This is a genomic window from Dactylosporangium sp. NPDC006015 (assembly GCF_040614215.1).
Lineage (GTDB): Bacteria > Actinomycetota > Actinomycetes > Mycobacteriales > Micromonosporaceae > Dactylosporangium > Dactylosporangium maewongense.
Window position 1 is genome coordinate 81,206 of record NZ_JBEXUD010000019.1, and the last position, 14,964, is coordinate 96,169.

The following is a 14,964-nucleotide window of genomic DNA, read 5'->3' on the forward strand; positions in this document are numbered from 1 at the left end:
GGGTAGGAGTTGTCCGGCGGCACGGTGCGCCGCCCTGAGAACTCCCGCGCGCTCGCCGAAGGGCGACACGGGCACCGCGAGCCGCCACCTTGCGGTGACGGCCCTCGATGTGTCAGCCACGCTAGAAGACTTTTGCTCGAATGTCCATGACTTCTGTCGATCAGACCGAAAGTGCTGCCGGTCAGCGCCAGGTGTCGTTCAGGGCGATGCTGCCGCCCGACGGGGTGGCGACCGTTCGGTTCGGGTCGCTCTCCCAGGTGACGGTGCCGGCGGCGTCCTTGCGGATGTACTTGTACTCGACGACCGCCGAGCCCGGCAGGGTCACCTGGCCGGTCCACGTCGCGTCCGCCGCCTTCGTCAGCGGCACGGCGTTCGCCGGGTTCCACGAGCCGATGGAAGGCGCGGCGCCGACGAGGAACAGCTGCTGCCCCGGCTCCTCGGCGACGTGCAGCGTCACGTCACCCTGGACGGTGGCGCCGGCCTCCCAGCCGTCCGAGGTGGACAGCCAGCCGTCGGCGGGCACGGTCTCCGTGCGGTTGGGGCGGCTCTCCCAGGTGACCGTGCCGTCGGCGGCGAGCTTCACGTACTTGTACTCCAGCGCGGTGCCGGCCGGGACCTGGACCCGCGCGGTCCACTGTGGATAGCCGCTGGAGGACAGCCGCACGCCGTTCGCGGGGTTCCAGGCGCCGAGGGCGGGGGCGTTGCCGACGAGGACGAGGCGCTCGCCCGGGGCGACCACCGCGTACGCGGAGAACGACACCGCCGCCGCGGGAGCCGCGACGGGCCGGGAGACGCGGTGCCGCACGTCGATCGCGAGGGTGCTCAGCCCGGGCACCGTCGTGGTCAGCGCGCCGCCCTTGCCGACGGTGACGGTCGGGCCCGTGCACCGGTCGCCGCGCACGGTGCCGCGGGTGACGTCGCAGTAGACGCCGGCCGGCAGGCCCGTGTCGAACGTGCGGGTGACGGCGGTGCTCTCCCGGTTGAGCACGATGTAGCCGCGGCCCTCGCGGGCGAAGGCGATCGCGTTGTCGCCGTCGCTCCACCAACGGCTGACCGGCGCGGTGCCGGCGGCGTTGCGGAAGCCGACCAGGCCGGTGGTCGCGGTGTCCCGCTGCTGGCAGAGCCAGCCGCCGGGGCCGCTGGTGACCCCGCCGCAGCGCACGGCGCCCAGGTCGCCGGCGGCCGACGATCCCGGCGGCCCGGCGTCGGTGCTGGTGAACCCGTAGCTGGACAGCACGAGCGGGTGCCCGTAGGGCCACGCGAGGGAGAAGGCGTTGCCGAGCGCGAAGAGCGGCCCGTCCTTGTACGTGAGGGTCGCGCCGCTCTGGTCGCGCTCGGTGTCGTGGCTGTCGACGTAGACGACGGCGGTGGCGGACGGGGAGAAGCCCCACGCCTCGCCGAACTGGTCGAGCCAGCTGAGCTTGCCGGATTTCACGACGCGGCTGATCTGCTGGCCGTACGCGTCCTCGATGACGTCGCCGACCGGCAGGTAGTCGGACTTCGGGATCGGGGCGTTGCCGAGGACCTCCTGGTAGAGGTACGCGGGCCGCTTCAGCTTGGCCTTGATGGCGGCGAGGTCGGCCGCCGGGACGTGCTTGGCGGCGTCGATGCGGAAGCCGTCGACGCCGAGGCGCAGCAGGCCGTTGAGGTAGCCGGCGATGTCGGTGCGCACGTCCTCCTGCTCGGTCGCGAGGTCGGACAGGCCGAGCAGCTCGCAGTGCTGGATCTCCCACGCGTCGTTCCAGTCGTGGATCCAGTCGTCGCCGTTGCGGCCGCAGTGGTGGAAGTCCGTGCTGTCGTACAGGCCGGGGTAGTCGTACTTGCCGAACCGGGTGCCGCCGCTGCCCACGCCGCCGGTGGTCTGGCCCGACATGTGGTTGATGACGGCGTCGACGTACACCTTGACCCCGGCGCGGTGGCAGGCCTCGACCATGCCGGCGAACTCGCGGGGGTTGCCGTAGCGGCTGTCGAGCTTGTAGCTGACCGGCTGGTACGCCTGCCACCACGGATACCCCTGCGCGGGTAACTCGACGTGCTCCTGGGGCGGGGTGACCTGCACGGCGGCGTAGCCGGCCGGGCCGAGGGTGGTGCGGCACTCGTGGGCGACGTCGCGCCACGGCCATTGGAAGAGGTGTGCGGTGACGTCGCCGCGGTCCGGGGACGCCGCCGCGGGCGGGGCACTGAGCCCGACGGCGGTCAGGGCGAGGACCGCCGCGAGCATGAGGGGACGCTTCACGAATACGCTCCACTGTAGGCGGCTTGCAGGAGTTGCAAGGTCTTGCAAGAGCGCCCTGATGCTAGCTTCCCGTAACGCGCCGGTAAAGACCTGTTGATCTTTGCAAGATGGCGTCGAGGTTTCAGCAGCTCAGCCCGGATCTGTCCGGTGAGGAGTTGGTGATTTTTGCAAGAAGCTTGACATGTGTCAATCGGCCAGATCAGTCTTCCTCCACGCGCTGCCATGCCCCGCCAGGCTGTCACGTCGGTCGGTCCGCCGCCGCATCGATGCACGCAAGGAGCACCCCGTGTCCCGAAGAAGAGCCCTGCTGCTCGCCGTCCTGACGCTGCTGGCGTCCCTCCTCGTCGTCCCCGCCCTCGCCGCCGCGGGCACCACCGTCACCGTCTACTACAAGCCCGCCGCCGCCTGGACCACCATCAACATCCACTACGCGCCCAACGGCGGCGCGTGGACGGCCGTGCCGGGCGTGGCGATGACGCCGGCCTGCACCGGCTGGTACAGCAAGACCATCGACCTCGGGTCCGCCAACGGCCTGCAGGTCGTGTTCAACAACGGCTCCGGCACCTGGGACAACAACTCGGGCCGCAACTACGCCCTCGGCACCGGCGACGTCACGGTCGCCGGCGGTGTCGCGGGCACCGGCAACCCGTGCGGCGGCCAGCCGACGCCGACGACCCCGCCGCCGACCGGCAACACCGCCACCGTCTTCTACTCCACCGCCGGCAGGAACTGGCCGGTGGTGAACATCCACTACGCGCCGAACGGCGAGGCGTGGACCGCGGTGCCGGGCGTCGCGATGAACGAGGTCGCCTGCGCCGGCTGGGTGAAGAAGACCGTCGCGCTGGGCGCCGCCACCGGCATGCAGGCGGTGTTCAACAACGGCTCCGGCACGTGGGACAACAACAACGGCGCCAACTACCGCATCGACGCCGGCACGTCGAAGGTCGCCGGCGGGGTCGTCACCGGCGGCGCGACCGACCCGTGCGCGGCCGTCCCGCCCGACACGACCCCGCCGAGCGTCCCCGGCGGCGTCACCGCGACCGCCGACCACGTCACCGTCACGCTCGCCTGGACCGCCTCGACCGACGACCGCGGTGTCACCGGCTACCAGGTGACCCGCAACCCCGGCGCGACCGTGCTCACCACCGCCACCAACGGATACATCGACGGCGGCCTCGCGCCGAGGACCAGCTATTCGTACACCGTGAAGGCCGTCGACGCCGCCGGCAACCTCTCCGGCGCGTCCAGCACCGTCACCGTCACGACCGGCGACGCGCCGCCGCTGCCCGCCGGCGGATCCATGCTCGGCGGCGACCCGCGCAAGGAGAGCATCTACTTCGTGCTCACCGCCCGCTTCTACGACGGGGACGCCTCCAACGACAGGGGCGGCAGCCAGCACGTGAAGTCGGGCAACGCGGCCAACAACGACCCGATGTTCCGCGGCGACTTCAAGGGCCTCGTCGACAAGCTCGACTACATCAAGGGCCTCGGCTTCTCCGCGATCTGGATCACCCCGGTCGTGCTCAACCGGTCCGACTACGACTACCACGGCTACCACGGCTGGGACTTCTTCCGCGTCGACCCACGCCTCGAGTCGCCCGGCGCCAGCTACCAGAACCTCATCGACGCCGCGCACGCCAAGGGCCTGAAGATCTACCAGGACGTGGTCTACAACCACAGCTCCCGCTGGGGCGCCAAGGGCCTGTACGTGCCGACCGTGTGGGGCGCCCGGGACGGGCAGTGGGACTGGATGTACAGCGAGAAGGTCCCCGGCAAGACGTACAACCCGCTGGAGGAGAACGCGCTCGGCCGCGCCTACAACGGCGACCTGTGGTCCACCACCGCGCCCGCCGGCAACACCTGCCCGAACTACGGGCAGACCAACGGCACGTTCAGCCCCGAAGGCTACGCCAACCACCACTGCCAGTGGCCGAGCCCGACGGCGAAGATGTTCCCCGCCGACCTGTACCACCAGTGCTGGATCGGCAACTGGGAAGGCGAGGACGCCCGCTCCTGCTGGCTGCACGACGACCTCGCCGACTTCAACACCGAGAACCCGGTCGTGCAGCAGTACCTCATCGACGCGTACAACTCCTACATCGACATGGGCGTCGACGGGTTCCGCATCGACACGGCCGTGCACATCCCGCGGGTCACCTGGAACCGGCGCTTCCTGCCGGCCCTCCAGCAGCACCTGGTCCAGAAGTACGGTGCCGCGAAGGCGAACGACTTCTACGTCTTCGGCGAGGTCGCCGCGTTCGTCAACGACAAGTGGAACCGCGGCTCCGTCAACCACTCCGCGCAGTTCTACACGTGGAAGGAGCGGCGCACCTACAGCGCGGACGACGCGACCGCGGCCCTGGAGCAGTTCAACTACGAGAACCTGCAGGGCACCGGCAACCAGCCGACGTCGACGAACGCGTTCCTGAACGGCAACCTCTACCACGCGCCGGACCACAGCCAGTTCTCCGGCATGAACATCATCGACATGCGGATGCACATGAACTTCGGTGACGCCGCCAACGCCTTCAACAACGGCAAGGACTCCGACGACAGCGTCAACGACGCCACGTACAACGCCGTGTACGTGGACTCGCACGACTACGGCCCCAACAAGTCCAGCACCCGCTACGCCGGCGGGACGGATGCGTGGGCCGAGAACATGGATCTCATGTGGACGTTCCGCGGCGTCCCGGTCCTCTACTACGGCTCGGAGGTCGAGTTCCAGGCCGGCAAGCAGATCGACTGCGGCCCGACGTGCCCCCTGGCGAACACCGGCCGGGCCTACTTCGGGTCCTATGTGGAGGGCACGGTCGTCGCCTCCGGCTACGGCACCGTCGCCAGCGCCAGCGGCCCGGTCGCCACGACGCTGAACAAGCCGCTCGTCCAGCACGTCCAGCGACTCAACCAGATCCGCCGCGCGGTGCCGGCACTGCAGATGGGGCAGTACTCCACCGCGGGCGTCTCCGGCGGCATCGCGTACAAGCGCCGCTACACCGCCGGCAGCGTGGACAGCTTCGTCCTCGTCGCCATCTCCAGCACCGCCACCTTCACCGGCATCCCCAACGGCACCTACACCGACGCCGTCACTGGTGACGTGCAGACCGTCACCGGCGGCACCCTCACCGCCACCGTGACCGCCAAGGGCGCCATGCGCGTCTACGTGCTGTCGCTGCCCGGCAACCCCGCGCCGGGCCGGGTCGGCACCGCCGGCCCCTACCTCCGCTGAGCATTGGAGACACCCCTGTGAAGAAACGTGTCCTGAGTATCGGCGCGGTCGCGCTCGCCATGACCGGCGCGCTCGCCTACCCGCTGCTGTCCGCCGACCGTCAGGCCGACGCGTCCGTCGCCTCCGACGACGTCATCGCCAACCTGTGGCTGTGGCCGTGGACGTCCATCGCCACCGAGTGCACCAACGTCCTCGGCCCCGCCGGCTACGGCGCCGTGCAGGTCGCGCCGCCGGAGGACTCGATCAGCGTGGCCGGCCACCCGTGGTGGGACATCTACCAGCCGGCCGCCTACGACCTCAACAGCCGCATGGGCACCCGGGCCCAGTTCACGGCGATGGTCAACGCCTGCCACGCCGCGGGTGTCAAGGTGTACGTGGACGCCGTCATCAACCACATGACCGGCGCCAACCAGTCCTCGACGACCGCGTACGGGCCAGCGTCCTTCACCAACAACTACAGCTACCCGAGCGCCGGCTACGGGTACAACGACTTCCACCACAACCCGGGCGCCTGCCCCCAGGCGGACAACCAGATCCACGACTGGAACAACCAGACGGAGGTCTGGAACTGCCAGCTCGTCGGCCTCTCCGACCTGACCACCGAGACCGACTACGTCCGCACGAAGATCGCCGGCTACCTCAACGACCTGATCAGCGTCGGCGTCGACGGGTTCCGCATCGACGCGGCCAAGCACATGGCGCAGGCCGACCTCGCCGCCATCAAGGGCAAGCTGACGAACCAGAACGTGTACTGGGCGCAGGAGGTCATGCCCGGCGGCAGCGGCAACCTGTCGATGGCCGCCTACGAGGGCATCGGCGGGGTCCTGGAGTTCAACTACGCCACCAACCTGAAGAACCAGTTCACCGGCAGCATCGCGAACCTGCAGACGTTCGGGACCAGCTGGGGCCTGCGCCCGTCGGACAAGGCGACCGCGTTCGTGTCCAACCACGACACCGAACGCAACGGCTCCACCCTCAGCTACAAGAACGGCAGCACCGACACCCTCGCCACGGTCTTCATGCTGGCGTGGAACTACGGCACCCCGAACGTGATGAGCTCGTTCAGCTTCACCAACAACGACGCGTCCCCGCCCGCCGACGCCAACGGCTACGTCACCGGCGTCACCTGCGGCAGCGGCTGGGAGTGCCAGCACCGGCAGCGGTCCGTGCGCAACATGGTCGGCTTCCACAACGCCACCAAGGCCAGCACGACCGTCGGCAACTGGTGGAGCGACGGCTCCAACGCGATCGCCTTCTCCCGCGGCGCGCTCGGCTGGACGCTCATCAACAACGGCGGCGGGTCGGTCGCGTCCCGCACGTTCAGCACCGGCCTGCCGGCGGGCGTCTACTGCGACGTCATCCACGGCGACTACACCGCCTCCGCCGGCACGTGCAGCGGCCCGACGGTGACCGTCAACGGCTCCGGCCAGGCCACGGTCGGCGCGAACGCGAAGGACGCCGTGGCGCTGCACGTCAACGCCCGCGTCACCGGCGGCACCCCGTCGCCGACGCCGTCCACCTCGTCGCCGGTGCCGGCGGGCGTCGCGTTCACGGTGACCGGCGCGCCCACGGGCAACCCCGTCTACCTGGTCGGCTCCGTCGCGGAGCTCGGCTCCTGGAACACCGCCAACGCCATCCCCATGACCGCCTCGGGCTCCGCCTGGACGAAGACCGTGACGCTCCCGGCGGGCGCCGCGGTCGAGTACAAGTTCATCACCAAGACCAGCGCCGGCGCCGTCACCTGGGAGCCGGGCAGCAACCACACGTACACCGTGCCCGCGAACGGCACGGGCACCGTCAGCACCACCTGGAACGGCTCCACGACCACGAACCCGGCGGTCAACTTCAACGCGACCGTCACCACCGTCCTCGGCCAGAACGTGTACGTGGTCGGCTCGATCCCCGCGCTGGGCTCGTGGAACACGGCGAACGCGATCGCCCTGTCCTCCGCGAACTACCCGGTCTGGTCCGGCACCGTCACGCTGCCGTCGAACACGGCGGTGGAGTACAAGTTCATCAAGAAGGACGGCGCCGGCAACGTCACCTGGGAGAGCGGCGCCAACCGCACCCTGAACACGGGCACCGCCAACCAGACCGTCAACGCCCCCTGGAAGTAGTTCACCCCGCCGCAGCCCGGGTCCGCTGTTCAGCGGGCCTGGGCTCCGGCCTGCGTCCCAGGTCGGCCGGCGCCCTCGGACCTGGTCTTCCGGGGGCGGGTGAGCAGGGCGACGACCACGTTGCCACCGCCGCCGAACACGCCGGCGAGCAGGAGGACGTAGCCGGTGTTACGCCAGAAGTCCGCCCGGCTCGCGGGCGTGCCATCGACGTCGAACACCAGCGACGGGCCCTCGACACGCACGGGCTCGCCGCGGTACATCGTCACCCGCACCGCCTTGCCGACGTGGGTCTCGGGTGCGCCCTTGATCACGGCGTCCACCGTGTAGTGCCGCCCCCAGACGTCGAGACCGGCGCGGGAGCCGGTCGCGTCGGTGACCGTGCCGTCGAACGTGAACCGGCACCGCGCCGGCGTGAAGGCCTGCTCCGCGGTGCACAGCGGAGCCGTGCGGACCCGCTCGTCGGCCGCCGAGAAACGCCCGGCGACGCCCAGCAGGACCCCGCCGGTCACGCAGGCCAGGACGGTGACCGCGCACGCCTCGCGGAGCGACAGGAACCGCGTTTCCCACATGGGCCGATTCTGTCAGCTCCGGCGACCCGGCCCGGGCGTCGTGCCTGCTCGCCGCCCCGGTCCGGGCCTCAGCGCCGGGAGCGGATGCGGCGGACCAGCGTCACGCCGGCCGAAGCGGGCCGGTCGCCGGCGAGAACCTGCCGGTCGCCGGCGGGAGCACCCCGTCGGGCGGGAGCATCGTGATGGTCCGCGGGATGACGCCGGTCGCCGGCGGGCGTCCGCCGGTGGGGGCCGGGAACGTGCCGGTGGACGGCGGGAACGTGCCTGTGGCAGGTGCCGGCGACGGGCGGGGGATGTCGTCCGGGTTGCGGGCCGGCATCGGCAGGACGATCGACGGGTCCACGGACCGGTCGATGCGGGCGGTGGTGTCCGCGGGCGCGGCGAACAGCGCCGGCTCGACCAGCACCGCGATCCCGTCCAGGCCGATCAGCTGCCGCGCGCCGTCCGGCCACGCGTGCACCACCGCGCAGGAGCGGTAGCGGACCGTCGCCCGGCACTCGCCCTCGACGATGCTGACCCCGTTCGCGCCGAGGACGAGCGAAGCGCCGGAGCCGTCGAGCGCCCGGTACGTGTGCCCGGGGACCGCGTCCGTGGACGTCGTCGGCGCCGCCGCGAACCCGGCCCAGTCGGCGCGGCTGCCCGGCGGCACCTGCAGCAGCCCCGAGCCGAGGACCTGCAGGGCGGCGTCGTGCACGTCGGCGAGGGTGACGGCGAAGAGCTGGCCGCGCAGCTGGTCGAGGGTGCGCAGCCGCGCGCCGGTGAGCAGGTCGGTGGCCAGGCCCGGCAGCCGGCCGGCGTGCGCGTCGGGGTGGCGCAGCGCCTCGTCGCGTTTCGCGCGGACCGCGTCGAGGTCGGTCTGGGAGATCCGGCCGACCCGGAACCCGGCGAGGACGTCGACGAAACCGCCGACGACCGCGCCCTGCTTCTCCGGCAGCGCGTCGGCGAACGCGGTGACCACCGCCATGCCGTCGCCGCGCGGGTCGTAGGAGGCGCTCGCCGCGTATGACAGGCCGCTCTCCTGCCGCAGCGACCGGAACAGCTCCCGCTCCAGCATCAGGGCGAACATCGAACCGGCCACGTGCCGGCGCATGACGCCGTCGAAGACGACGCCGCCGCCGGCGCCGGTGAAGTACGCCGGTGTCGCCGGCAGGATCGTCGTGGCGACCGGCACCGGGCGGAGCGTCCCGGCCGGCAGGCGCAGCCGCAGGCCCGGCGGGATCCGGTCGCCGGAGATCCACAGCACGGCGTTCGCCTGGGTGAACCAGGCGTTCGCCCAGGCCCGCACGTCGTCGGGGCCGAGCCGGTCGATGCCCCACTCGGGGTAGCTGACCAGGCCGTAGTGCTGGGCGCCGTACCGCCACATCGGCAGCATCCGGTTGACGCCGCCGCGCCCGGCCGCCTCGGTGCGCAGGATCGCCTTCTCGGTCTCCAGCCGCTGCACCGGCAGGTCGGCGAGGGAGTCGCAGACCATCTCCAGGTACGTGACGATGTCGCGCTCGCTGCCCTGCATGTGGAAGTGCGTGACGACGCTGCCGGTGGCGCCGTTGTAGTGGTAGTCGGCGACGCCGTGCCGGTGCAGCGCGAGATGCTCGACGAGGTGCGTGATGCCGATGCGGGCGGCGCCCTCGTCGGCCAGGCCGACCCGGAAGGTCAGCCCGGCGGTCATCGGGCCGGAGCTCGGCGCGAGCAGCGTCGGGACGCCGTCGACGTCGGTGCGGTGCAGCACGGGATCAGCCTCTCGCCAGCGCGCGGTCACGGAGGTCGGCGTACGCGGTCCCGGGGTTGTCGAAGTACGACGCCCAGAGCGGGGTGCGCCGCCCGGCCAGGGCCCGGAAGTGCGGCGCCGCGGCGGCGTGGTCGCCGATGAGGGAGAACAGCATCGCGAAGTAGTCGTGCGCGGTGTGGAACCGGTAGCCGCCCTGGAACGCGGGGTGCCGGACGGTCTGGTCGGCGACCTGGTGGATCTGCGCGACGACGGCCGGGGCGCGCAGGAGCGCGGTGCCCTCGGCGTCGGAGTCGGAGGCATGGAACCGCTCCATGTGCCCGGCGAGGACCGTCAGCAGCCCGAGCGACCCGGCCGGGGCGGTGCGCAGCAGCTCGGCGCCGAACTCGGACACCTTCTCCCACGAGCCGCCCCACTTCGGCTGCAGCTGCTGCACGAGGTGGTATCCGGCGATGTACGCGAACGGGTGGTGTGCGCTCAGCCGGTCGTAGCGCCGGCGGGCCTCGTCGTGGCCGAGCGAGATGCCCCGGCAGATGATCATCCGCTCGAGCCACGCGTAGCCCGCCCGCGGCTCGCGGGCGGTGACGTCGATGAGGATCTGCTCGGCCCGGTTGAGGTGCTCGTAGAAGCCCGCCCACTGCTGCCGCGTGACGCTGCGGGCCCAGCCGGTCCCGCGGATCTTCCACCCGCGCAGCACGGTGCGGACCCCGAGGATCGTGTGCGCCAGCGCCCAGGCCGGGTCGCCGTACGGCACCCGCTCGAGGACCTGGTCGTCGAGCTTGTCCTCGATCTGGCCGCACGCCACCGCGAGGTCGTCGAGCGACCGCAGCCCGCCGAGGAACGCCGCCACGGCGGGCCAGTCACCCCGGCCGGCGTCGGTGGCGAGACGGCGCAGCTCGGTGAAGAGGTCGACCGGCTGGCTCTCCGGCACCGGCATGTGAAACGGCACGGCGGGCAGCATATGCGACCCGCCGTGCCCCGGATGCCCCCTGACGGGACGGTTCTACCGCAGCCAGACCGCCGTGTCGGGCGGCAGCGTCCCGTCAGGCAGGTCGCCGCTGGCAAGGACGACGGAGCCCGCCGGGACCGCGACGGCGGCGCCGGACAGGTTGACCACGCAGCGGACGCCGTCGCGGCTGAGGTCCAGGACGTCGGCGGGGGAGTCGTGCCAGGTCAGCGGGCCGGTGAAGGTGCGGCGCAGGCGCAGGGCCGTGCGGTACAGCTCCAGGAACGACGACGGCACGCCATGCTGGGACGAGGCGGCCAGGGACGCCCAGTCGGGCTGCGGCAGCCACGAGCGGCCGGTCGTCGAGAAGCCGTACGCCGGCAGGGAAGCGTCCCACGGCAGCGGGACGCGGCAGCCGTCGCGGCCGGGGTCGGTGCCGCCGGAGCGGTGCCACACGGGGTCCTGGCGGGCGTCGTCGGGCAGGTCCAGGACCTCCGGCAGGCCGAGCTCCTCGCCCTGGTACAGGTAGGCCGCGCCCGGCAGGGCCAGCATGAGCAGCGCCGCGGCGCGGGCGATGCCGGGCGAGCCGAAGCGGGTCACGTGGCGGGCCTTGTCGTGGTTGGACAGGACCCACGTGGTGGGGGCGCCGACGCTGTCCGCGGCCTCGACGCAGGCGTCGATCGTGGCGCGCAGCTGCGCGGCGGACCACGGCGCGGCGAGGAAGTCGAAGTTGAAGGCCTGGTGCAGCTCGTCGGGGGCGACGTAGCGGGCCAGCCGCAGCGGGGTGGACGCCCACGCCTCGGCGACGGCCATCCGGTCGCCGGGGTAGGAGTCGAGGATCTTCCGCCAGGCGCGGTAGATCTCGTGCACGCCGTCCTGGTCGAAGTACGGCAGCGGCTCCCGGCCGAGCAGCCCGATCTGCTGCGGGTGCCCGACGGACGGCAGGCCGGCCGCCTTCACCATGCCGTGAGCGACGTCGATGCGGAAGCCGTCGACGCCGCGGTCCAGCCAGAACCGCAGTACCGACTCGAACTCCGCGCGGACGTCGGCGTTGTCCCAGTTGAGGTCGGGCTGGCCGGGGTCGAACAGGTGCAGGTACCACTCGCCGTCGGCGGTGCGGGTCCAGGCCCGGCCGCCGAAGATGGACTCCCAGTCGTTCGGGGGCTCCTCCGGCGACGAGGAGGAGGACGGCCGGAAGATGTACCGGTCGCGCTCCAGCGACCCGGGTCCGGCGGCGAGCGCCGAGGTGAACCACGGGTGCTGCGACGACGTGTGGTTGGGCACGATGTCGACGATGACGCGGATGTCCAGGGCGTGCGCCGCGGCGAGCATCGCGTCGAAGTCCGCCAGGGAGCCGAAGAGCGGGTCCACGTCGCGGTAGTCGGCGACGTCGTAGCCGCCGTCGACCATCGGCGAGCGGTAGAACGGCGTCAGCCAGATCGCGTCGACGCCGAGGTCGCGCAGGTACGGCAGGCGCTCCCGCAGCCCGATGAGGTCGCCCTCGCCGTCGCCGTTGCCGTCGGCGAAGCTGCGGACGTAGATCTCGTAGATGACGGCGGTGCGCCACCAGTTGGAAGGCACGTCGGAAGAAGGCACGGTGAAGGGTCCCTTGCGATGAAAGGCGAAAGAGGGGAGAGAAGGACCGTCAGCGGGCGACGATGCCCGTCGAGCCGCGGACCACGAGCTCCGGGTTGAAGAGGAACTCCGAGTGCGGGGTCGGCTGCCCGTTGATGGTGTCGACGAGGGCGCGCACGGCGGCGTTGGACATCGCCCGGACCGGCTGCCGCAGGGTCGTCAGCGGCGGGTCGGTGAAGGCGATGAGCAGCGAGTCGTCGTAGCCGACGACGGAGACGTCCTTCGGCACCGACAGGCCGCGGGCGCGGGCGGCGCGGATCGCGCCGAGCGCCATGAGGTCCGAGCCGCAGACGAGGCCGGTCGCGCCGCGCGCGATGAGCCGGTCGGCGGCCGCGGCGCCGCCCTCGACGCCGAAGAGGGACAGCTCGACCATCTCGTCGAGGCCGTGGCGCTGCATCGCCGTGCGGTATCCGGTGAGCTTGCGCTGCACCGGCGAGAACCGGTCGGGGCCCGAGATGAGGCCGATGCGGGTGTGGCCGAGCGATGCGAGGTGGTCGACCGCCGTCTGGCTGGCGAGCCGGTCGTCGCAGGAGATGCAGGGCGCGTCGAGGCCCGCGACGTGCCCGGTGATCATCACGATCGGCAGGGGCCGGTCGATCAGCTTGCGGTAGCGGTCGTGGTCCGCGGTGGTGTCGGCGTGCAGGCCGGAGATGAAGATGATCCCGGCGACGGACCGGTCCAGCAGCATCTCGACGTACTCGTCCTCGGTCACGCCGCCCGGGGTCTGCGTGCACAGCACGGGTGTGAAGCCGTGCTGCGCGAGGGCCGACTCGATGATCTGGGCGAAGAGCGGGAAGATGGGGTTCTCCAGCTCCGGCGTGACCAGCCCGACGAGGCCCGCGCTGCGCTTGCGCAACCGCTCCGGGCGCTCGTAGCCGAGCACGTCGAGCGCGGTGAGGACGGCCTGCCGCGTGTCCGCGCTGACGCCGGCGCGGTTGTTGAGCACGCGGGACACCGTCGCCTCGCTGACCTCCGCCTGCCGGGCGATGTCAGCGAGCCGGGCACGGGGTGGCTCGGTGGACATAGGCCGACTGTAAAGCATCGAACCGGTGTTTGTGAAAGGTCGATGCAAGGTCTTTCATTCGACGCAAGGTCTTGCTAGCGTTCGGCCACGACGCGCGGGTGCTGTTGGAATCGCGACCCGGCACCCGCCCGTCACACCCCGCTCAGGCGCATTCCCCGTGGCTCCTTCCAGGAGACCGCGCACCACACCCTGCACACCCCGATTTCCCTGTCCGAACAGGAGATTCCCCCATGCGCATCCGCATCACGGGTGTCGTCACCCTTGCGGCTCTGTCGTTGGCACTCACCGGCTGCGGCAAGAGCGACGGCGACAAGGCCGGCTCCGCAAACGCTTCCAAGGCGGCCGGCGGCACCCTCACCATCTGGGCCGACGACCAGCGGTCCGCGGCCCTGAAGCCGTTCGCCGAGAAGTTCGGCAAGGACAACGGCGTCACCGTCCAGGTCCAGGCGGTCTCCAAGGACCTGCAGACCAACTTCGTGACCGCGTCCCAGTCGGGCAAGGGCCCGGACATCGTCGTCGGCGCGCACGACTGGATCGGCAACCTGGTCCAGAACGGCGCGATCGATCCGGTGCAGCTGCCGGACGCGCAGAAGTCGGCGTTCGCCGAGGTCGCGGTCAAGGCCGTCACGTTCAACGGCCAGCTGTACGGCGTCCCCTACGCGATCGAGAACCTCGCCCTGATCCGCAACACCGACCTGGCGCCGACCGCGCCCGCGTCGATCGAGGACCTCGTCAAGGCCGGCCAGACGCTGAAGACGGCCGGCAAGGTCACCAACATCATGTCGCTGCAGGTCGGCACCAACGGCGACGCGTACCACGCGTACCCGCTGTACGCGTCCGCCGGCGGCTACCTGTTCGGGCAGAAGGCGAACGGCGACTACGACCCCGCCGACCTGGGCGTGGACAAGCCGGCCTCGATCGAGGCGTTCAAGAAGATCGCCGCGCTCGGCGAGAAGGGCAGCGGCGCGCTGACCCGCTCCATCACCGGTGACAACGCCATCCCCACGTTCACCGGCGGCAAGACCGCGTTCCTCATCTCCGGCCCGTGGGCGGTCGCCGACATCAAGAAGGCCGGCGTCAAGTACGACATCACCCCGATCCCGGCATTCGCCGGCGGCAAGCCCGCCCAGCCGTTCGTCGGCGTGCAGGCGTTCTACGTCGCCAGCAAGGGCAAGAGCAAGGCTCTGGCGAACGAGTTCATCACCAACTACCTGACCAAGCCCGACCTGCAGGTCGCGCTGTACCAGGCCAACCCGCGCCCGCCGGCGCTCGTCGCCGCGCTCGACCAGGTCAAGGGCAGCGACCCCGACATCCAGAAGTGGCTCGACGCCGGCAAGGGCGGCGCCGTGCTCCCCGCGATCCCGGCCATGGCCGCGGTGTGGGACCCGTTCGGCAAGGCCGAGGCCGCGATCGTCGGCGGCGCCGACGTGCAGTCGACGCTGACCGCCGCGGGCAAGGCCATCGCCGAAGCGATCAACAAGTAAC

General features: G+C 71.3%; 9 protein-coding genes. 3 read left to right on the forward strand and 6 right to left on the reverse strand.

Annotated features, from left to right (window positions below):
- Positions 1-181: 181 nt before the first annotated feature.
- A complete protein-coding gene (locus ABZ321_RS30515) occupies positions 182-2,236 on the reverse strand; it encodes a carbohydrate-binding module family 20 domain-containing protein (protein ID WP_354897615.1) in 2,055 nt (684 codons plus the stop codon).
- 286 nt (positions 2,237-2,522) lie between these two features.
- On the opposite strand from ABZ321_RS30515, the gene ABZ321_RS30520 reads away from it, so the two are divergent.
- Positions 2,523-5,465 carry a carbohydrate binding domain-containing protein gene (locus ABZ321_RS30520; RefSeq protein WP_354897618.1) on the forward strand — a complete coding sequence of 981 codons (2,943 nt, stop codon included), beginning with the start codon at positions 2,523-2,525 and terminating at the stop codon, positions 5,463-5,465.
- Positions 5,466-5,482: 17 nt separating this feature from the next.
- Positions 5,483-7,582, forward strand: a complete 2,100-nt coding sequence (locus ABZ321_RS30525) for a carbohydrate-binding module family 20 domain-containing protein (protein WP_354897621.1) — start codon at positions 5,483-5,485, stop codon at positions 7,580-7,582.
- Between the two features lie 29 nt (positions 7,583-7,611).
- Here ABZ321_RS30525 and ABZ321_RS30530 read toward each other — a convergent pair whose 3' ends face one another.
- The 5 genes from ABZ321_RS30530 to ABZ321_RS30550 form a co-directional block, all read right to left on the reverse strand.
- Complete coding sequence (locus ABZ321_RS30530) at positions 7,612-8,151, reverse strand: hypothetical protein (protein ID WP_354897623.1); 540 nt, start codon at positions 8,149-8,151, stop codon at positions 7,612-7,614.
- Between the two features lie 100 nt (positions 8,152-8,251).
- The gene (locus ABZ321_RS30535; protein ID WP_354897626.1) at positions 8,252-9,877 is read right to left on the reverse strand and encodes an insulinase family protein; all 1,626 of its coding nucleotides are present in this window, start codon (positions 9,875-9,877) and stop codon (positions 8,252-8,254) included.
- A gap of 4 nt (positions 9,878-9,881) precedes the next feature.
- Positions 9,882-10,823 (reverse strand): hypothetical protein, encoded by a 942-nt coding sequence (locus ABZ321_RS30540; protein WP_344504147.1) that lies wholly within the window; start codon positions 10,821-10,823, stop codon positions 9,882-9,884.
- Between the two features lie 54 nt (positions 10,824-10,877).
- The gene (locus ABZ321_RS30545) at positions 10,878-12,416 is read right to left on the reverse strand and encodes a glycoside hydrolase family 13 protein (RefSeq protein WP_354897629.1); all 1,539 of its coding nucleotides are present in this window, start codon (positions 12,414-12,416) and stop codon (positions 10,878-10,880) included.
- 49 nt (positions 12,417-12,465) lie between these two features.
- A complete protein-coding gene (locus tag ABZ321_RS30550) occupies positions 12,466-13,479 on the reverse strand; it encodes a LacI family DNA-binding transcriptional regulator (protein WP_344504149.1) in 1,014 nt (337 codons plus the stop codon).
- Between the two features lie 230 nt (positions 13,480-13,709).
- Between ABZ321_RS30550 and ABZ321_RS30555 the strand changes: the two genes are divergently transcribed.
- Positions 13,710-14,963, forward strand: coding sequence for a maltose ABC transporter substrate-binding protein (locus ABZ321_RS30555; RefSeq protein WP_354897632.1), 1,254 nt, complete (start codon positions 13,710-13,712; stop codon positions 14,961-14,963).
- The last annotated feature ends 1 nt before the right edge of the window (position 14,964 follow it).